The organism is Alphaproteobacteria bacterium (assembly GCA_030739735.1).
Taxonomy (GTDB): domain Bacteria; phylum Pseudomonadota; class Alphaproteobacteria; order UBA7887; family UBA7887; genus UBA7887.
The window spans coordinates 1-18932 of record JASLYQ010000023.1; the positions used below are offsets into that span (position 1 = coordinate 1).

General features: G+C 60.7%; 16 protein-coding genes, 1 tRNA gene and 2 pseudogenes. 5 read left to right on the forward strand and 14 right to left on the reverse strand.

Going from position 1 to position 18932, the window contains the following annotated elements; all coding sequences use genetic code 11:
* Nucleotides 1–48 precede the first annotated feature (48 nt).
* The 5 genes from QF629_10970 to QF629_10990 form a co-directional block, all read right to left on the reverse strand.
* Entirely contained in the window at nt 49–198 is a 150-nt protein-coding gene (locus QF629_10970; GenBank protein ID MDP6014050.1) for a hypothetical protein, read from the reverse strand.
* A 219-nt stretch (nt 199–417) separates the two neighbouring features.
* Nucleotides 418–918, reverse strand: coding sequence for a urate hydroxylase PuuD (locus QF629_10975; protein MDP6014051.1), 501 nt, complete (start codon nt 916–918; stop codon nt 418–420).
* A 227-nt stretch (nt 919–1145) separates the two neighbouring features.
* Entirely contained in the window at nt 1146–2594 is a 1449-nt protein-coding gene (locus QF629_10980; GenBank protein MDP6014052.1) for a TrkH family potassium uptake protein, read from the reverse strand.
* 29 nt (nt 2595–2623) lie between these two features.
* Entirely contained in the window at nt 2624–3250 is a 627-nt protein-coding gene (gene folE, locus QF629_10985; protein ID MDP6014053.1) for a GTP cyclohydrolase I FolE, read from the reverse strand.
* 128 nt (nt 3251–3378) lie between these two features.
* Complete coding sequence (locus QF629_10990; protein ID MDP6014054.1) at nt 3379–4335, reverse strand: radical SAM protein; 957 nt, start codon at nt 4333–4335, stop codon at nt 3379–3381.
* Nucleotides 4336–4527: 192 nt separating this feature from the next.
* On the opposite strand from QF629_10990, the gene QF629_10995 reads away from it, so the two are divergent.
* Nucleotides 4528–4602, forward strand: a tRNA-Gly gene (locus QF629_10995).
* 428 nt (nt 4603–5030) lie between these two features.
* Here the strand turns inward: QF629_10995 and rnr are convergent.
* The 3 genes from rnr to QF629_11010 all read right to left on the reverse strand — a co-directional run bounded on the left by rnr (nt 5031) and on the right by QF629_11010 (nt 10569).
* Nucleotides 5031–7211 carry a ribonuclease R gene (gene rnr, locus QF629_11000; protein MDP6014055.1) on the reverse strand — a complete coding sequence of 727 codons (2181 nt, stop codon included), beginning with the start codon at nt 7209–7211 and terminating at the stop codon, nt 5031–5033.
* Nucleotides 7201–9750: a type I DNA topoisomerase gene (gene topA, locus QF629_11005; protein MDP6014056.1), complete on the reverse strand. Its 2550-nt coding sequence runs from the start codon at nt 9748–9750 to the stop codon at nt 7201–7203. The genes rnr and topA overlap by 11 nt, the downstream gene beginning before the upstream one ends.
* A 402-nt stretch (nt 9751–10152) precedes the next feature.
* Nucleotides 10153–10569, reverse strand: coding sequence for a RidA family protein (locus tag QF629_11010; GenBank protein ID MDP6014057.1), 417 nt, complete (start codon nt 10567–10569; stop codon nt 10153–10155).
* Between the two features lie 111 nt (nt 10570–10680).
* Between QF629_11010 and bcrC the strand changes: the two genes are divergently transcribed.
* From bcrC to bcrD, 4 genes are read left to right on the forward strand one after another with little or no spacing between them, the layout of a single operon-like run.
* Nucleotides 10681–11844 carry a benzoyl-CoA reductase subunit C gene (bcrC, locus tag QF629_11015; protein ID MDP6014058.1) on the forward strand — a complete coding sequence of 388 codons (1164 nt, stop codon included), beginning with the start codon at nt 10681–10683 and terminating at the stop codon, nt 11842–11844.
* Nucleotides 11844–13130: a benzoyl-CoA reductase subunit B gene (bcrB, locus tag QF629_11020; protein ID MDP6014059.1), complete on the forward strand. Its 1287-nt coding sequence runs from the start codon at nt 11844–11846 to the stop codon at nt 13128–13130. The genes bcrC and bcrB overlap by 1 nt, the downstream gene beginning before the upstream one ends.
* A 15-nt stretch (nt 13131–13145) precedes the next feature.
* The gene (gene bcrA, locus QF629_11025) at nt 13146–14459 is read left to right on the forward strand and encodes a benzoyl-CoA reductase subunit A (protein MDP6014060.1); all 1314 of its coding nucleotides are present in this window, start codon (nt 13146–13148) and stop codon (nt 14457–14459) included.
* A gap of 1 nt (nt 14460) precedes the next feature.
* Nucleotides 14461–15306: a benzoyl-CoA reductase subunit D gene (bcrD, locus tag QF629_11030; GenBank protein ID MDP6014061.1), complete on the forward strand. Its 846-nt coding sequence runs from the start codon at nt 14461–14463 to the stop codon at nt 15304–15306.
* A 179-nt stretch (nt 15307–15485) separates the two neighbouring features.
* On the opposite strand, the gene QF629_11035 is transcribed toward bcrD, so the two are convergent.
* The 6 genes and pseudogenes from QF629_11035 to QF629_11060 all read right to left on the reverse strand — a co-directional run bounded on the left by QF629_11035 (nt 15486) and on the right by QF629_11060 (nt 18907).
* The gene (locus tag QF629_11035; GenBank protein ID MDP6014062.1) at nt 15486–16160 is read right to left on the reverse strand and encodes a nitroreductase; all 675 of its coding nucleotides are present in this window, start codon (nt 16158–16160) and stop codon (nt 15486–15488) included.
* Nucleotides 16161–16192: 32 nt separating this feature from the next.
* A pseudogene (locus tag QF629_11040) lies at nt 16193–16378 on the reverse strand (IS3 family transposase).
* Nucleotides 16345–16545: pseudogene (locus tag QF629_11045) on the reverse strand (YtoQ family protein). The pseudogenes QF629_11040 and QF629_11045 overlap by 34 nt, the downstream one beginning before the upstream one ends.
* Before the next feature lie 13 nt (nt 16546–16558).
* Nucleotides 16559–16843, reverse strand: a complete 285-nt coding sequence (locus tag QF629_11050) for a superoxide dismutase (protein ID MDP6014063.1) — start codon at nt 16841–16843, stop codon at nt 16559–16561.
* An 11-nt stretch (nt 16844–16854) separates the two neighbouring features.
* On the reverse strand, nt 16855–18132 hold the full coding sequence (locus QF629_11055) for a lactate racemase domain-containing protein (GenBank protein ID MDP6014064.1): 1278 nt from the start codon (nt 18130–18132) through the stop codon (nt 16855–16857).
* A 457-nt stretch (nt 18133–18589) separates the two neighbouring features.
* Nucleotides 18590–18907, reverse strand: coding sequence for an NIPSNAP family protein (locus QF629_11060; protein MDP6014065.1), 318 nt, complete (start codon nt 18905–18907; stop codon nt 18590–18592).
* Between the last annotated feature and the right edge of the window lie 25 nt (nt 18908–18932).

Here is an 18932-nt window from a genome sequence, read left to right on the forward strand (position 1 = left end):
GAAGTTGGGGACGGTTTAAAGTGGACAAATCCGTTCTGGATCCATGTCTTAGGTCTCAAGAGATTTGTGCACCTGTATCACTTCTTCCTTGGGCAATTTGTGGTATGCGGCGCTGAAGTTCTCCTTGTGCCTTCCGAGGCGCACGGAGAGCTTGCTGCTATGGCCGTGGGTTAGCTCGGCGCCGAACTCCTCGAACATGCTTTCCACGCCGGGCACTGAGAGATTGGCGCTGATGGGGTGGGGGAAGAGCCCGCGCAGAGCCTTGCGGTGGCAATGATTTACCGATGGTTTCCAAAGTAGAGAAGGGTCGCCTAGCGTACCATCGCGACGGAATCGGGCAATGACATAGATTTGCCTGCACCCAATGAAAAGGGCTCCGGCCACGTCTTGCCGGAGCCCTTTTTGTATCATCTTGCCCTAATAGAGGTTCTGCGCCGAGACCATGGCGTAGAGCATGGGGATCGACAACATGGTGTTGGTGCGCGAGGCTAGCATCGCCATGCGGGCGGCCGCGGGCTTGGCATCTGCCTCTGCCTCGACGAGGCCGAGCGCGATCTGTTGCTTTGGCCAGATGATGAACCAAACATTGGCGGCCATGATCACGCCTATCCACATGCCAAAGCCGATGGTCGCATGCTTGCTGACATTGTCAGTCAGACCGAGCGCCAGCGCTTGGCCGATGTAGCGGTTGAGCGCCGCCAGTATCAGGCCCGTCGCCACCGTCGATAGCGCTGCCCAGCGGAACCAGAACAAAGCTTCTGGCGCGATGTACTTACCCACGGCTGGCTTCAGATCATCCGGGATCTTCGGCATGGTCGGAGCCTGAACGAAGTTGAAGTACCACAACAGCCCGATCCACATGATACCGCTCAGCACATGCAGCCAGCGAAAGAAGAAGGCCCAGTATTCGTATTCCATTGCTCCCCTCCTGTCCGATTCAGGCGCCGCCGCCGGCAATGGCGCAAACCAAACACACCATGGCGACTGTGATGACCAATCCCATGGCAATTGTCATGGGTAACGATTCGAGTGGATTTTTCATGTAGTGTCTCTCCTACTCGCGTCCCTTCGCGGCTCGGCCGCGAATTGAAATTATTCTTTACCTTAGAACCTTTCCAGTCCTGAGGGAACCCGTTTGGTCGACCTCAGCGCCGCCAGAAGCTGGGCAGGAAAAGTACCAGCACGGTGAACAACTCTAGCCGCCCTAGCAACATGGCGGCGGCCAGCAACCATTTGGCGGAATCGGATAGGCTCGAGAAATTGCCGCTCGGCCCGATTACCTCGCCAAGCCCAGGCCCGACATTCGCTACCGCCGTCGCGGCCCCGCTTATGGAAGTGAGAAAGTCGTGGCCGTGTAGGGAGAGCCCCAGCGCCACCACGGCAAAGGCGGCGAAGAACAGGAAGTAAAAGCCAAGCACTGCACCGGTGACCGCCTCGGTGATCGGCTTGCCGTTATACTGCGCGCTGACCACGCCGTGTGGTCGCAGCATCTGTGCAATTTGGATTCGCGTTGTTGTGAGCAGTACCTGGAAGCGGAAGATCTTGATGCCGCCAGTGGTGCCTCCCGTACAACCACCGACGAACATGAGAAAGAACATGACAGTGAGCGCCAGTGAGCCCCATTGGCTGTAATCTGAGGCGCTGTAACCCGTGCCGGTCATGACCGATATGGTGTTGAATGCGGAAAGACGCAGCGCGGTCAATGGTGGCATCTCCAGGCGGAAGAAGGTCCACATCGTCATAAGGACCACCATGGATCCGGCGATGCCCAGGAACCATCGCACCTGGCTGTCGCGCAACAGATCGCGGAAGTTTCCACGCAGCGCTGCGACATAGAGCACGAAGGGTAGAGAGCCGAGAATCATGCCGACGGTGATGATAACGTCGACATGCGGGTTGGCGAACTGGCCTATGGAGCCGTCGACGGTCGAATATCCGCCCGTGGCAATGGTGGTCATGGCATGGCAGATAGCATCGAAGCGATCCAGACCCGCAAGCCAAAGCAGTAAGGCCCAGAGCAGGGTCAGCAGCATATAAGCGAGGCCGATTCCACCAGCCACCTGGGCTGCCCGGGGCAGGGCCTTTGCCGACTGGTCGGAGGACTCAGTGCGAAAAAGCTGCATGCCGCCGATGCGCAGGATCGGCAGGATAGCCACCGCCATGACCACGATGCCGATGCCGCCGAGCCATTGCAGCAGGGCGCGCCAAAGTAAAATGCCGGGCGGCGCATCGTCGAGCCCGCTGATTACGGTGGAGCCAGTGGTGGTGAGTCCCGACATGGCCTCGAAATAGGCATCGGCATAGGAGAGGTCGAGGCCGGAAAAACGAAACGGCAGGCTAGCAAAAGCGGTCAGCACCACCCAGCTTGCGGTGGTTAGTACGAAGGTCTGCTGTACGCTAATCGAGAAGTTCGGACGCCGGAATGCCAGCACTAGCCCGACGCCCACGAAGAGCGTAGTAGCCGACGCTGTGGCAAAAACCCGCCAATCAGGCTGCTCGGCGGCAAGCTCCGCCAGCGCCGGCAATGACATGGTCAACGCCAGGATGATCAGCAAGATGCCGATCACGAACAGCAAAGGGCGAAAGTCCAGCACGGCCTCAGCCGCGAACAGCTGGCCGCGGTTTAGCGGTTGCCGTGAATCATGCCCAGAAACTCTCGTCGCGTCGTCGCGTCGTCGCGGAAGGCGCCGAGCATGCGGCTGGTCTTCATGGTCACGCCGCGTTTGTTTACCCCGCGCGTCGTCATGCACTGATGCTCGCCCTCGATCACCACGGCCACGCCCTTGGGCTTGAGAACGTCGCTGATGGCATCGGCGATCTGTACCGTCATTTTTTCCTGGATCTGGAAGCGTCGCGCATAGACATCGACCAAACGCGCCAACTTGCTGATGCCGACGACCCTGTTGGCGGGCAGGTAGGCGACGTGGGCGACGCCGATGATCGGCGCCATGTGGTGCTCGCAGTGGGAGGAGAAGTCGATATCGCGTAGAACCACCATCTCGTCATAGCCCTCGACCTCCTCAAAGGTGCGCTCGAGCAGCTCCGTCGGGTCCGTATCGTAGCCGGCGAAGTATTCGCGATAGGCGCGCACCACCCGTTTCGGTGTGCCTTGCAGGCCTTCGCGGTCAGGGTCGTCCCCAGCCCACAGCAACAGCGTGCGAACGGCGGCCTCGGCCTCTTCCTGGCTGGGGCGAGCCGTACTCAAGAGCTCCCGTTCTGTTGGCGTCGGTGCGATCTCGAGTTTGTTCATCGTATGGCTGGCTCCTCAATGGATGTGACCGCAGGCACTACCGTCGCCTTCATCATGTATCATCGCCTGTTTCCACAAGACCGTACATAGCCTGTTCTAAGCGAGTATGCTTGTCCAGTCCTGTCACCTCAGCCGGTGCTACAGGAGCCGCCGCCGAGTACACAAAACTGGGCGCAATAAGGATGATTCAACATGACCTTGTCCGCCGCGTCGGCCAGGCTCGCACCCATGGCGAAGTCGCGGTCATAGGGTAGTAGCGTGCAGGCCATAACCTCCGGCGTACCCCCCTTCGGCTTCACCACCATACGTGAGTGCGCGCACATCATCTGGTGCGGCCCGAGGCTGAGATGGTCCCAGCAGTTAACGCTGATTTCGGGCACGTCCGCGCTCTCGTCCATCTCGGGAAACAGCATTAACGCGGCGGGATCTCCAGCGTCGAGAGCGAGGCCGAGGTCGGCGAACAGCCGCCGGTAGCCGTCGCGCATCCGTGCCTCAGACTCACCCCAGCGTAAGCGGCCGGCGACGGCGATCGTAAAGCCGTTGTGGGCTAGCCATTGCAGCCCGTCGAGGGTCAGTTTCCAGGTGCCGGGCCCGCGCTCCTGCTCGTGCAGGGTCGCACCAAAATGATCAAGCGAAACACGTAGCACTAGACGCTCATCCCAGTGCGTGCCGAGCGGCTGCAGGTGCTCGACATATTTCATCATGGGACGCATGGCATTGGTCAGAATCAGCACCCGGAAGCCAGACTCTAGGCATAGCTTGGTACTGTCCAGCAGGTCCGGGTTCATGAAGGGTTCACCGCCCGTAAAGCCGATCTCACCCGTCGGCAGTCCCAGCGCCGAAATCTCGTCGAGGTACGACCGCACTTCGTCCAGCGTGATGTAGACTAGGCGGTCGTTGCGTGGGCCGGACTCAATATAGCAATGCCTGCAAGTGAGATTGCACCGCGTGCCCGTGTTGAACCAAAGCGTATCTAGGGTGCCCAATGCCACATGAGCGCGCGGAATCGCTTCGGCGGTGTGGCTGGAATTTTGGAATTTTTTGGGATCGAGCGCGGGATCGAGTAGGGGCAGGGCAGACGGCATAGGCTCTCGCACTTCCTTTCACGGGCTCGCCGACAAACGGCCCTTTCGCAACAGGTAGAGGGTCGTGATGACAGCAGCCTTTGTCAACTGCGCTCGGGCCGAGTCACAGTTTCGGGAAGAGAAAGGGAGCACTGCGAAACAACGTGCTCTCTTGCTCCAGATCGGTCAAACCGCTACGATTCCTGCCATAGAGCGGGCGTAGTTCAGTGGTAGAACGTCAGCTTCCCAAGCTGAATGTCGTGGGTTCGATCCCCATCGCCCGCTCCAAATTCCCAAATATATTCAGCATGTTGAGAAATTCTCTATAATATTTTTCCAACTAATTTTTTAGTCGCTTCCAAATTTTTGCTCTCGTTTTGTTCTCAAAACGAGACATCTCCTGACCAGTTTGCCAGCCTGATTCAGGTTTGGCTGAGTGCGCCCAGACATCACGGTGCGTGTCTTCTGTCAGCTGGTAGTCCTGTTATTACTAATCTGTGGCCCCCGCATTGCGGCCTTCGGTCAGACCAAAACGGCGCAGGTCGTGGGACTGTAGTTTGTTGAAAATATGCTGTGATAATTATATAGCATGCTAAGATGCCAAAATTTTCAGCGCTATAGGGCTGTTTCTTTGGCTCATACACCACCAGCTGGGTTCTGTCATTGCGTGCCATAGCGTGGCTTAGGTGGGGGATTTTCTCACCACCGTTCTCAGCCTATTTCTTTCTGCGCCGCCGTTGTGGTCCTTTCTTTGGCTTCGGCCTCTCCTCTATCCCCCCATCCAGAGAGAAGCGTAGGCTCCCCGTTAACGCGTCGGCTTCTGCCAGCGTCACTTCCAAGGTATCACCTAGCTGTATCGCCTTTCCACTGCGACTGCCGACCAGGCGTTGGTGGGGCTCGTCGTGATCCATGTATTCTGGGAAATCTCGCATGGGGATGAGGCCTTGGGCGCCGGTGTCGGCTAGCTCGACGAAAAGGCCGAAGCGGGTGACGCCGGAGACGCGGGCGGGAAAGCTCGTGCCGACGCGTTCCGCAAGAAAGCGGGTGGCGAAGCGGTCGATGGCGTCGCGCTCGGCCACGGTGGCGCGGCGCTCGGTGTTGGAGATGGCCTCGCCAATCTCCGCCATTTCGGACGCGGCGCCCTTGGGCAGGCCACCCGCGCCCAAGCCCAAGGCGGAGATCAGGGCGCGGTGTACGAGCAGGTCTGCGTAGCGCCGGATCGGCGAGGTGAAGTGGGCGTAACGCTCCAGATGCAGGCCGAAATGGCCGATATTGTCTGGTGAATATTCAGCCTGGCTCTGGCTACGCAGCACGGCCATGGTGACGGTCTCGGCCTCGGGTTTTCCGGCGGCCTGTTCGAGCAGCTTGCCGAACTGCTTCGGCACTAGCCGGCGGCCGCGCGGCAACTTGTAGCCGATGCCGTTGAGAAATTCGCGCAAGGTCTCCAGCTTGTCGTGCGGTGGCTGGTCGTGGATGCGGAACATGCAGGGTGCGCGGTGTGCGATCAGCGTCGTCGCGGCGGCCACATTGGCGGCGATCATGAACTCTTCCACCAGTCGGTGGCTGTCGTAGCGTGGGCGCGTCTTGATTGCCGTCACGTTGCTGTCGTCGTCGAGATAGACACGGCGCTCGGGCATGTCGAAGTCGAGGCTGCCGCGCTGCTTGCGCGCCGCGCGCAGGGCGTGGAAGGTGCCGTAAAGCGCCGCGCCACTCTCGTCCAGGACGTCGCCGTCAGCGTCCTCTTGGAGGCCGCGATAAGTCAGCCGCGCTGCCGAGCGCATGAGCCCGCGGGCGAAGCGATGGCTCAGCATCTTTCCTTCGGCATCCACGGTCATATGGCAAGCTATGCAGGCGCGCTGGGCCTTTGGCAGTAACGAGCAAAGGTCGCTCGACAGCGCCTGCGGCAGCATTGGCACGACCATGTCGGGCAGATAGACTGAGTTGCCACGCTTGCGCGTCTCGCGGTCGAGCGCATCGTCCGGGCGGACGTAATGGGCAACATCCGCGATCGCCACGACCAATCGCCAACCGCCGACGTTGGCCGGGTCGGGATCGGGCTTGGCGAAGACAGCATCGTCATAATCGCGCGCGTCGTCGTCATCGATCGTCACCAGCGGCAGCGCGCGCAGGTCCTCGCGTGTGCCGAGGCTTACTGGCTTGGCGTCGTTGGCCTGGGCGATGGCGGCGGCGGGGAAGTCGTGTGGCAAGTTGTGATTGGCAATGACCAGGGTCGAGATGCCCTGCGGCCCGCCGAACGGCCCCAGGCTCTCGACCACACGCCCCTGGGGCAGGCCCATGCGCCGGGTACCTTTGGTCTCTACGACCACGAGATCGCCAACAGCCGCTGTCATGGCGTCGCTGTCGGCAATGAAGATCTCGCTCTTCTGGCGCCGGTCGCTGGGGCGCACGCACCCACTGATGCCACCGGGAAGGCGCGCGTAGACGCCGATAACGCGCTTCGGTTGCGCATCGAGCACGCGGATGACATTGCCGTCATAGCGGTCTTTGCCGCGTCGCTTGACCTTGACCAGCACTCTGTCACCGATGCCCGGTGCCCCCTGGTGGCCGCTGCGGGTGGAAATGGTGATGCGTGGCGGCGGGCCGCTCGCCTCCCATGTAGCGGGGCGGGCCGTGGGCATGCCGTCGTTGTCGATGACGTCCACTTCGGCTACGACCACGGACGGCAGCTCGCCGGGCTTGCCGAGGCGGCGGCGATCGCCGGCGATCAGGCCGTCGCCGGCCATCTCGCGCAGCAGGGACTTGAGGGCTACGCGTTCGGGGCCCGATACGCCGAAGGCGCGTGCGATCTCACGCTTGCCGACCTTGCCGTCGGCGCCCTCAACAAACTCGAGGATCTCCGCCCGGGTCGGAAGGTCGCGTTTTCGATTACTTGGCACTACCGGCGCGTTTGCGCTTGGACTTCGCCTTGCGCTTGACTGGCGCCCGCTTGTTTTTGCCTTTCTTGGCCGACTTGTCGGCGATCAGGGTGAGCGCGGTCTCCAGCGTCACGCTGTCCGGGTTCTCGCTTTTCGGCAGGGTCGCATTGATGCGGCCGTGCTTGACGTAGGGACCGTAGCGGCCGCTGAACAGCGCTACGTCGCCGTGGTCGTCCGGGTGCTTGCCGAGCACCTTGAGCGGCTTCGCACCACCGCGTCCGCGCGAGGGCTCGGCGAGCAGGGCCACGGCGCGGTTGATGCCGATGGTGAGTACGTCGTCGTCGGCCATGAGCGACTTGAAGGCCTTGTCATGCTTCACGTAAGGCCCATAGCGGCCTATGCCGGCGCTGATCATCTCGCCGCTCTCGGGATGTGGCCCGATGTTGCGGGGCAGGGCGAGCAGGCCGAGGGCCACGTCAAGATCGACGTCATCCGGGCCCGTGCCTGTGGGCAGGGACGAGCGCTTAGGCTTCTCACCGTCGGCGGCTTCGCCGCATTGCACGTAGAGGCCGTAGGGACCCTTGCGCAAGGTTATCTCGGTGCCATCAGAATCGTTACCAAGCACCATCGGTTTCTCGGCCAGGGCGTCGTCGGTAGCATTCTCGCCATTGGCCCCGACCAGGGGGCGCGTGAAGCGGCATTCCGGATAGGCGGAGCAGCCGATGAAGGCGCCGAACTTTCCGAGCTTGAGGCTGAGCTGGCCCTCGTTGCAGCGCGGGCAGACGCGTGGGTCTTTGCCATCGCTGTTCTCCGGGAAGATACGCGGTCCCAGCACCTGGTTTAGGGTGTCGAGGATCTCGCGCACGCGCAGGTCGCTAATCTCGGTCACGGCCAGGGAGAAGGCCGACCAGAACTCGCGCAGCACGCCTTTCCACTCCAACTCGCCGTTGGAGATCTGGTCGAGCTGATCTTCGAGACGCGCCGTGAAGTCGTATTCGACATAATGCTGGAAGAAGTTTTCCAGGAAGGCGGTGACCAGTCGGCCGCGGTCCTCCGGCTGAAAGCGTTTCTTCACCAACGTGACATAGTCGCGGTCCTGCAGCACCGAGATGATGCTGGCATAGGTCGAGGGCCGGCCGATGCCGAGCTCCTCCATGCGCTTGACCAGCGAGGCCTCGCTATAGCGCGGTGGTGGCTCGGTGAAATGCTGTTCCGGTGTGGCGTCTGTCAGGCCCAGAGCATGGCCCTTGTCGACATTGGGCAGGCGGTGGTCTTCGTCGTCGTCCTTGGCGGGATCGTCGCGGCCTTCGGTGTAGAGCTTGAGGTAGCCGTCGAAGGCGACCACGGAGCCCGTTGCGCGCAGGCCGACGCTACCGTCCGCAGCGTCGATATCGAAGCGCACCTGGTCGAACACAGCCGACGCCATCTGGCAAGCCACGGTGCGGTTCCAAATCAGCTCGTAGAGCCGCGCCTCATCGCGGGCCAGGCTCATCTCGTCGGCAACGCGCGCCGGATCGGTCGGGCGGATTGCCTCATGTGCCTCCTGGGCGTTCTTCGAGCGCGTCTTGTAGCGCCGCGGCTGCTCCGGCAAATAATTTTTGCCGTAGAGCCCGGCGACGACAAGCCGCGTTGCCTCCAGGGCTTCGCTCGACAATGTCACGGCATCGGTACGCATGTAGGTGATGAGGCCGCCCTCGTAGAGCGTTTGCGCGACGCGCATGGTGTGCTGGGCAGAATAGCCGAGCTTGCGTGCAGCCTCCTGCTGCAGGGTCGATGTGGTAAAAGGCGGGGCCGGATTACGCCGCACCTGCTTGCGCTCGACTTTGGTGGCGTTGAAGTTGCCCGCTTTGACGCGCTCCACCGCGTCGGCAGCCGCGGCCTTGTCGGGCAGGGCGAACTTGTCCAGCTTCTTGCTGTCGAGCGTGACGAGACGTGCGCTCAACGCTGCGCCAGAAGGTGTTGTTAGCGCTACGTCGACGGTCCAGTACTCGCGGCTCTTGAATACCTCTATCTCCATCTCGCGATCGACAACGAGGCGCAGTGCTACCGACTGTACGCGTCCGGCCGAGCGGCTGCCCGGGACTTTGCGCCAGAGCACGGGCGAGAGCGTAAAGCCGACCAGGTAGTCGAGCGCGCGTCGCGCCTGCTGGGCGTTGACTAGGTCCATGTCGATGTTGCGCGGGTTGGCCACGGCGTTGAGAACAGCATCGCGGGTGATCTCGTGAAAGACCACGCGCTGGGTCTGGGGCTGGGTTAGGGCGCCCTTCTTCTCCAGGTGATTGAGCACGTGCCAGGCGATGGCTTCGCCCTCGCGATCGGGGTCGGTGGCGAGCACGAGTCGGTCCGACTCCTTGACTGCGTCGGTGATGTTCTTAAGGCGCTTGGCCGACTTCGGATCGGCCACGTAGTCCATGGCGAAGTCTTCATCCGGACGGACCGAGCCGTCCTTTGATGGCAGATCGCAGACATGCCCGTAGGTGGCGAGCACGCGGTAGTCCGAACCCAGATATTTTTCAATGGTGCGGGCTTTTGCCGGCGACTCAACAATCACGACGTTCATGGTGCCGGCTCGAAATAGGGTGTGCTCACGTCCGTTAGCTCATTTCGCAAGGCGTTGTTATTTCGGAAAAATCGTTCTGCTACTATCGCGGTGCACGTCTCCCGTCAGCTCCAGCTCCAGTGCCAGGATCATGACCTTGGCGGCTGTTAAGTGACACTGGCGCACCAGTTCGTCAACACCCAGCGGGGTGCCACCGCGCAAAGACAGCAGCGTCTCGTGCTACGCGTCGGAGGGTATGGCAAGGCTCGCGTTGGGCCCCGCGTGGTAGCTTTGTGAGGTCCGGACGGTGTGCTGCGGCAAGAGCCTCGGTGACGTCGGCCACGCCAGGTCCCCGTTTATCCGAACACCCAGTGCTATCCCGACAAGAAGGTGGCTCGCCGACTCCAATTCCTGAGACGGGCTCTAGGAACCGCCATGTTCCGGCGGCTCGGGGATCACGGCGGTGGCTTCGATCTCGATCATGCCCGGCGAATCGAGCAAGTCAGTCACAAAGAGCATCGACATGGCTGGGTAGGAGCGGCCCATCAGCTCGCGCCAGATGCCCCCGAGCTGCGGTCGGGCGGCGAGATAGGCGTCCTTGTCGACGCAAAAGCAGGTCATGCGGCAGATGTGCTCGGCGTTGCCGCCGGCCTTACGCACGACGGCGAGGACGTTCTTCACGGCCTGCGCGAATTGGGGTATCAGCTCGGCGCTCTCGAACTTCTGGCTCTCGTTCCAGCCGACTTGCCCGGCAACGAAAAGGAGTCGTCCGGCGGGGGTGAGGATGCCATTGGCATAGCCGATCGGCTTGCTCCAGCCGTCGGGCTCGATTGGCGTCATGAACGCGTCCTCCCGTACTCGTGTGGTTGTCATTGCGATTAAAAACGTATTATAGTACGACAATACCATTATTACTGTCGGAAATCTCAGTCTCACTAGGTGCAGCCAGCCATGTCGATAACCGATATCGTCGATCGCTGCGAGGCCCTATTCGAGGATCTCTCCTTTGCGGCAGTGCGGGAATGGAAGGCAGCGGCGCCCGATCGCAAGGCGATCGGCTACATGCCGATCTACGTGCCGCTGGAGATCATTCACGCCGCCGGTATGCTACCCGTGGGGATTCTCGGTGGTGGTGATCATCTCGAGGTGATCCACGGCGACGCCTATTACCAGAGCTACATTTGCCGTATTCCACGCTCGACCATCGAGCTTGGCCTGACCGGGCGTCTCGATTACCTCGATGGCATGCTGTTTCCCAGCATATGCGATGTGATCCGAAATCTCTCGGGCATGTGGCAGCTGCTGTTCGAGGACAAATATGTCCGATATTTCGACGTGCCCCAGAATTTCACTGATGCGGTCGGCGGTAACTATTACCGCCACGAACTGGAGGTTCTGCGCGACGATCTCGCAGGCGTCGCCGGACGTGAGATCACAGACGCGGCTCTGAACAACTCGATAGGCGTCTACAACGAGAACCGTGCTGCGGTGCGCGCGCTTTACGATTACCGCGCCGAGAAGCCCTGGCAGGCGCTGACATCGGAAGTCTATCTGTTGCTCCGCGCGGGCATGGTGTTGCCAGTCGAAGAGCATACCGTGCTGATCGGCGACTATCTCGACGCCGTGCGTGCTGAGGACAGGCCAATGCGCGACAACTGCCGCGTCGTTCTGACAGGCGCCTTCTGCGAGCAGCCTCCCCTTGGCATGATCCGGTCCATCGAGATGGCCGGCTGCTATGTCGTCGATGACGACCTCATGTTGGTGAACCGCTGGCTGACCGAAGAGGTGGTGGGCAACGGCGACCCACTGTCCAGCCTGTCGGCTGCCTTTCTGCACCATTCTATGGAGACCTCCGCGAAATATGTGCCAGACCGCGCAACCAAGGGCCGCCATCTTGTCGATGCTGTGCGCACCTCACAGGCTGAAGGCGTGGTTTTCGCCTCACCCAGCTTCTGCGATCCCGCGCTGCTCGACAGACCAATGCTGCAGCATGTTCTGACGGGGGAGAACATTCCTTACACAGCCTTCAAATATGCCGAGAACTCCGGCCAGATGCAGCCGATCCGCGAGCAGGCGGGAACCTTCGCAGATTCGATCAAGCTATGGAGTGCATGATGAACGCGACAGCGGACCCGGTGGTGCAAAAAGAAGATTCGATGTGGCGCCAGAAGGCGATGATTAACGCCAATTACACGGCGCTCGCCAATGCGCATGAGGAAGATAGGAAGGTCGTCTCGACTTTTGTGCCGGGAAACCTCAACGAGTTGCTGATGTGTTTCGACTTCGTGCGCAACCTGCCTGAGACCAACGCGCTACAGGCGGCGCTGCGCAAGCAGAGCGGGCGCCTGGTGCTCGACGCCGAGCGCAACGACCATTCCGAGGACGTCTGCACGTACGTCAAGGCCGACATCGGCATGATGATGCAGGGCATCGGTCCGACCGGGGAGACGATGCCCACTCCCGACCTGCTGATGCTTTCCTATACGGGCTGCTTCACCTTTATGAAGTGGTTCGAGCTGGTCCGTGAGCACTATGGTTGCGAGACGACCATGCTGCACATTCCCTATCAGGGCGATGGTGTGATCACGCAGAATATGCGTGACTATGTGGTCAAGCAACTCAAGGAAGACGTGATCCCGGTACTCGAGCGAATCAGCGGTATCAAGTTCGATATCGACCGGCTTCGGGAATACCTTAAAGAATCTGTTAAGGCCGAGGAGGACCTGGTTTGGGTGCTCGAATCGGCCAAAAATAAGCCCTCGCCGATCGACGCCTATTTTGGTGGCGTCTATTACATTGGGCCGATCTTCACGGCTTTCCGCGGCACGCCAGAGGCCACTGACTATTACCGTACCCTGCGCCAGGAGATCGCTGAGCGTGTGGCGGCCGGGAAGGGTCCGATCACGCCCGAGGGCGAGCTTGACGATGAGCGCTTCCGCCTGGTCGTCGAGGGCCCGCCGAACTGGACCAACTTCCGTGAGTTCTGGAAGATGTTCTACGATGAGGGTGCTGTGGTCGTCGCCAGCACCTATACTAAAGTCGGTGGCGTCTACGATTTCGGCTTTCGCCACGACCCAGACAACCCGCTGGAGAGCCTCGCTGAATATTGCCTTGGTTGCTACACGAATCTCAACCTGCCATCGCGTATCGATATGCTCTGCAAGTATCTTCAGGACTACGAGGCCGATGGTTTACTCATCAACTCTATCAAGAGCTGCAACAGCTTCTCTGCTGGCCAACTGCTGATCCTGCGCGAAGTCGAAGAGCGTACGGGCAAGCCAAGCGCCTTCATCGAGACCGATCTGGTCGATCCGCGCTATTTCTCGGCCGCCAACGTCAAGAACCGCATCGAGAGCTATCTGCAGATGCTCACTCAGAAACGCGCTCGCTCGGCGGCCTGAGGAGAGAGACGCGACATGGACTGTTACATCGGCATCGATCTCGGGTCGACTACTACAAAGGCCGTAGTGCTCGACACCAATGACGAGGTTCTCGGCCGCGGCATCACAAATTCACGGTCGAACTATGACATCGCGGCGCAGATCGCCAAGCAGGAGGCATTGATTGACACCCGGTTTAACCTCTTCCGGCGCTCGCTGATCGACGTGGAGTCGTTGCGCGGACGCCAGGACGCTTTTCTCGATTTGCTCGAGCGCAGTTTCCGTCTGGAGCAGTATCTCGAGCAGCTGGCCGATCTGCGTGACACCTGCGAGGGCAACGTGACAGAGCAACGCTTTGGCGAGCGCAGCGATGCCCTACGCGAGGTCTTGCGCGCGTTGTTCGGCCGGCTTTTTGCCGACGCTCCAGCTATGTTCGCGCCGGGAGTGGATCGTAAGTCAGATTTTTTCCGCGATATCGCTGGCTCGCGCTACCAGGCCGTGGGCGAAGAAGTGGCGGCGGCGGCAGATCTGGAATTCGATGCCGTACTCAATGTCTACGACCGCTCCATCATTGACGTGGAGAACCGCATCTCAAATGAGTCGGAGAGCGCCAAGTTGAAGCGCGCGCTGGACCGCGCCTTTACCGAAGCGACCGATCTGGCGGCCTCCGAAGAGGCCATCCGGGCACCGGTCACGGGAGTGCTCGATATCGCGCTCGACGAGACCTACACCGTCGGTACCGGCTATGGGCGTGCTCGCCTGCCGTTTTCGAAGGAGCACATCCGCTCCGAGATCCTCTGCCACGGGCTCGGTGCTCATCGCATGTATCCGAATACCGCCACCGTGCTCGACATCGGCGGCCAGGACACCAAGGCGATACAGGTGGATGCCGATGGTATCGTCGAGAACTTTCAGATGAACGACCGCTGCGCTGCCGGCTGCGGGCGTTATCTCGGCTACATCGCGGACGAGATGAATGTCGGCTTGCACGAGCTCGGGCCGATCGCCATGGAGGCGACGCGCCCGGTGCGCATCAATTCCACCTGCACCGTCTTTGCCGGTGCCGAGCTGCGCGACCGCCTAGCGCTTGGTGAGAAGCGTGAGAACATTTTGGCGGGTCTGCATCGGGCGATCATTTTGCGGGCAATGTCGACCTTGTCGCGCTCAGGCGGCGTCAGCGATGAGTTCACCTTCACCGGCGGCGTGGCCAAGAATCAGGCCGCGGTGGATGCCCTCAAGGCGCTGGTGAGGGAGAACTATGGCGAGATCACCATCAATATAAATCCCGAATCCATCTATACCGGCGCGCTCGGTGCGGCGACCTTCGCTGTCCGTGCTGGAGAGGCATGACATGACCGTCACCGCAGGCATCGACATCGGCACGGGCGCCGTCAAGGTGGTGATCTTCGACTGCGACGGAGAGCAGAATAGATGGCTTGCTAAGCGCGTAGACCGCTTGCGTCGCCGAGACCCGATGGTCCTTGCTGAGAGCTGCTATCAGGCGCTTCTTAAGCAACTTGGTCTAGGGCGCGATGAGGTGGCCTATGTCGCGACTACGGGCGAGGGTGAAAATATATCCTTCCGCACTGGGCATTTCTATTCTATGACCACCCATGCTCGTGGCGCCATTCACCTCAACCTCGGCGTACGCGCGGTGCTGGACGTCGGCGCGCTGCATGGCCGTGCCATCAGCATCGACGAGCGTGGCAAGGTTCTGTCCTACAAGATGACTAGCCAGTGCGCCTCTGGCTCCGGGCAATTTCTGGAAAATATAGCGCGCTATCTTGGAGTCGCGATCGATGAGATTGGGAAGCTGTCACTGCAGGCGAATGACCCGGAAAAGGTTAGCGGTATATGTGCCGTGCTCGCCGAGACAGACGTCATCAACATGGTCTCGCGCGGCATCACGACGCCCAACATCCTGCGCGGCATCCACGTCTCTATGGCCGGACGCCTAGCCAGGCTCTTAAAGGCGGTCAAGGTTCCGGCCGGCGAGACGGTGCTGGTGACCGGTGGCTTGGCGTTGGACGATGGGTTGATCGGGGCGATGCGCGACGAAATCGCAGATCGGAAAGTTGACGTGGCGATCGAAAGCAACCCGGATTCGATCTATGCCGGCGCCATAGGCGCCGCGCTGTGGGGCGCCTTTAGACACGAGAAGTTGGTCCATCTCGGCCAGTTGGCGGAGGCCTCTTAGAAGCTCACACGGGTCTGGCCGGTGATATAGACCAAGTCCACGTGCCGCGATCTATCGATTTCAATATAGATCAACGACTTAGCGGAACGCTAGTTACACATCGTGCGGCACTTGAAGTCGAAATTTATTAACCCGATAATTTTTGTGGGTATGAGATCTCGGCAACGTTGGGGTGTGGCTTAGTCGAAGCCGACGTAGCGCACAAAATCGTCATTAGGTGCACGCCGCGAGACCACGTCGTTGGCGGCGAAATCATCATTGGGGTAGCCCATGGCGATGCAAATCATTATGACCTGATCGTCGGGGATTTGTGCGTGCTCGCGCACCACAGCCGATTGCATGATGCCTTGGCCGTTGATCACTGTGCCGAGGCCCTTCGACCAGGCGGCCAGCACCAGGCCGTAGGTGACGGCGCCGAGATCAAAATGGCTGATAGTGGCGGGCTCCAGACACTTGTTATAGGTCATAACGACGGATATCGGAGCGTCGAACTGGCGGAAGCCGCGCATCACCCAATCCTGGCGCTTCTCGGCGTCGTGACGGGCGATGCCCATGGCCTCGAAGAGCTGCACAGCAATCTCAATTTGGCGTTGGCGGTGAATGCCCTCATAGCCGTCACGCACCGGGATCTCGCGCTGTACCTTGGCGCCGGCTAGCATGCGTTCGCTATTGCCTCGGCGGATGTTCTCCAGAGGTTTGCCGGTGACAATATGAAATTGCCAGGGCTGGGTGTTCATCGACGACGGTGCTCGTTTGGCGATGTCAATGATCTCTTCGATCACTGCTCGCGGCACCGGGTCCGGCTTATAGCCGCGAATGCTGCGCCGATCGCGCACCAGTCTCTCGAAGTCCATTGCCTCTGACCTGGGCCCCTTGGCTCCCTCACTCATAAGGAGAGTCCTGGTTCTGCATAACGCATTGTCGAAGGGTTGGCACGCGCGCCGTGCGCGGGGCCATCAAGTCGCTCAAGCGCTCGGCGCGCCTCTGCGGGCGTGTCTCCTTTGAGCGCCGAGTGCGGGCGGATGGTGTTGTAGTCGTGGCGCCCTTGCGGTCGTGCCAGAAGGCGTCTGGCTCGGACCCGAGAATGGTCGTGCCGCAGTCGTCCGAATCCTCGTGGACACAGACCGGCGCATCGATGCGCACGGGCAGGCTGGCGTCTGCGACGCCTCTCGCGATTCGCTCACGCCAGTCGCTGTGAATTTCGCCCGAGAGGTAAACAAACCAGGTGCGCTCTTCCATATCTCTCACCGTCTTAGAGATTGGCAATAAATCCGCGATAGGGTTGGGTGCCGTAGATATCAAAGCTGAGCATGCCAAGTTTTGCGAGTGGCAGGCTTTCGAGCTTCTCGCGCGCCTCGTCTTCGCTCGCGGCCTCAAGCACAATAATAGCGCCCTTGCCGTCGGTGCGGCTATAGAGCTCGCGGAAGCTCTGCTCGGCAAACAAGGTCAGGGCACGGTGCGCCTCCGCCTCCAGATGCGGCGCAAAGTCCTCCGCCGAATGCTCTGTCGAGCGCTGCGCGATGGCGATAACTTTCATGACCCAGTGCCCTATGCTGCCGCGTCGAGATCCATCGTGACAGGTTCGCTCATCAGCTCCATGCGCTCGTGCGTGCGCACCTCGTCGAGCAGTGGCTCGCTGACCGCGATCTCGTCCAGTTTCAAGGTGTTCTTGATGCGCACAATGCGCGCGTCTTGTGGCGCAACGCCGGTTAAAGTTTTCACGGCCAGCGCCACCGCCTCGCTGTTGGTCTTCATAGCGATGGGGATGTAGGCGCCGTCAAGATAGGTCGAGGTGACGACGTTGGCGTAAGTGTAGTTGAAGTCGATGCGGCTCAGCAGGTGCTGGGTGATCACGTCGGCGCAGCCAATGCCGCTAGCATTGCCCTTGGTGGCGTCGGTGAGGTCCAGCAGAACGATCTTCTTCACGCGCGGATGCTCAAAGCCTGCAATGCCACGGGCGTTGCGGCCGGTGATATTGGGGTCGAAGCCGGCGCCACTAATCTCCTTGCCGATCTCGTCGATGACCAGCACGTCGATATCGTCGATCTGGATGCGGCCCATCAGCGACTTTGCCTTTGCTTGCAGCTCGGCCTCGCGGTCGAACAAGGAGACTGCCGACAGGCCCTCGACGATGGCGGTCGCGTCATAGGCATCCTCGACCATACCGATGCCGAAGAGGAAGGGTCTATTGTCTATGATGACTTGGGCCGCGGCCGGCAGCACGGTGCCGAAATCGCTCATGCTGTTGCCGCCGTGCAGCGCCGTGGCGCCGTTGATCTTGCCCATGCCGATGGTGAGCATCTTGGTGATGCCGCTCTCGATCGCGGCGCGATAGCTGGTGTGGGGCTTAATGCGATTGATCACGACAACGCCGTCGGCCTCGCTGGCGTAGCGGTCCATGTGCACTTCAGTGCCGTTCTTGAGTGTGCCGAGGACGACAGTGTCCATGGTGCAGCGTATCGGCGCGCCTACCTCGTCCTCGGTAATGCCGTAACCAGCGAGAACGCTGCGCTGGCCTTCGAGGGTTCCGCCCCCGTGGCTGCCCATGGCCGGGAAGATGAAGGGCTCGGCGCCGCGCGCCTTGAGGCCCGCAACGAGCGCTTTCACCGCGGTCTGAATATTGTTTACCCCGCGGCTCCCAACCCCGACGGCTATGCTGGCGCCAGGCTTGATGCTCTCGCCCACCCCCGGCTTGTCAAGTTCCGCCGTGACCGCCGCGGCCACGTCCGGCAGCGCGTGATCGTCAAAAAGCTGGCGCACCCGCGCCATGCGCGGCAACGGCAGATCCAGCCCGCCCGCCATATTGAACTGAAGGTTCTCGAACATGTCTCTGCCCCATTTTCTGTGAGAGCGCCCAACTGAGGAATCTTAAGCCAACGGGGCCGGCGCTGTCGATGCGAAAGTGGGGCCAGGATTGGTGGCATCACGGTGAGGCGATACAATCGATAGAATTTGCCGTTTGGCTATCGCAATGACCTGACCGAGCGGAACCTCGTGCCGCTTCGCCTTGCGGTAAACGGCTACTGGCTTCCCAGTATGTATTCACTCATCCACATAATATGGGCCTTGGTCGCTGGCGACCTCTCGGAAGATCGCTCTGTCTACGTAAAATCTCATTGCTTAAATAAGTTTCTCTTCCCGGAATTGGACGACAATCAACACGCATACTTGCGCTACACGACTTGCGCGAAGTTGATGACGGTGAAGTCGGTAGCGGATCCGTTTTGAGGGCAACCGTCGACTCAGGGTGCCGACCGCCCTTTCTCGTCAGCGATAAAGCTCCCTACGGATGCGGCCCCCACGGTGCCGCCAGCATGAGCTTGTTCTCTTGGGTTTGGATGAGGGGGCGAAAGCTGCGGGCGAAGGTCATGAAGGCCTCGTCGTCGTAGATCTTGGCCCAGAAAGCGCGGCGGTCGGCATCGTCGTCGAACTTCCAGACGTGGATGATCTGGTTGAGCGCGCCGATATCGCCCGTGAAGTATCCCACCAGCTTATCCTGATAGGGCTCGATAGCCGGCCAGCCGAGGCTCTGGTAGACTTCCACTGCTTCGGCCAGCTTGCCGACTTGCAGGGTGTAAGTGCGCAGCTCGTAGATCGCCATCGTCGTTGCCCTCCGTTTGCGGTCC

What these genes read in the sequence shown, in the direction of transcription:
- bcrB (MDP6014059.1), top strand. Translation starts at nt 11,844, where the DNA reads ATGAACGCGACAGCGGACCCGGTGGTGCAAAAAGAAGATTCGATGTGG.
- QF629_11050 (MDP6014063.1), bottom strand. Translation starts at nt 16,843, where the DNA reads ATGAAAGTTATCGCCATCGCGCAGCGCTCGACAGAGCATTCGGCGGAG.
- QF629_10990 (MDP6014054.1), bottom strand. Translation starts at nt 4,335, where the DNA reads ATGCCGTCTGCCCTGCCCCTACTCGATCCCGCGCTCGATCCCAAAAAA.
- QF629_11035 (MDP6014062.1), bottom strand. Translation starts at nt 16,160, where the DNA reads ATGGACTTCGAGAGACTGGTGCGCGATCGGCGCAGCATTCGCGGCTAT.
- topA (MDP6014056.1), bottom strand. Translation starts at nt 9,750, where the DNA reads ATGAACGTCGTGATTGTTGAGTCGCCGGCAAAAGCCCGCACCATTGAA.
- bcrD (MDP6014061.1), top strand. Translation starts at nt 14,461, where the DNA reads ATGACCGTCACCGCAGGCATCGACATCGGCACGGGCGCCGTCAAGGTG.
- QF629_11010 (MDP6014057.1), bottom strand. Translation starts at nt 10,569, where the DNA reads ATGACGCCAATCGAGCCCGACGGCTGGAGCAAGCCGATCGGCTATGCC.
- bcrA (MDP6014060.1), top strand. Translation starts at nt 13,146, where the DNA reads ATGGACTGTTACATCGGCATCGATCTCGGGTCGACTACTACAAAGGCC.
- QF629_10975 (MDP6014051.1), bottom strand. Translation starts at nt 918, where the DNA reads ATGGAATACGAATACTGGGCCTTCTTCTTTCGCTGGCTGCATGTGCTG.
- folE (MDP6014053.1), bottom strand. Translation starts at nt 3,250, where the DNA reads ATGAACAAACTCGAGATCGCACCGACGCCAACAGAACGGGAGCTCTTG.
- bcrC (MDP6014058.1), top strand. Translation starts at nt 10,681, where the DNA reads ATGTCGATAACCGATATCGTCGATCGCTGCGAGGCCCTATTCGAGGAT.
- QF629_10970 (MDP6014050.1), bottom strand. Translation starts at nt 198, where the DNA reads ATGTTCGAGGAGTTCGGCGCCGAGCTAACCCACGGCCATAGCAGCAAG.
- QF629_11055 (MDP6014064.1), bottom strand. Translation starts at nt 18,132, where the DNA reads ATGTTCGAGAACCTTCAGTTCAATATGGCGGGCGGGCTGGATCTGCCG.
- QF629_11060 (MDP6014065.1), bottom strand. Translation starts at nt 18,907, where the DNA reads ATGGCGATCTACGAGCTGCGCACTTACACCCTGCAAGTCGGCAAGCTG.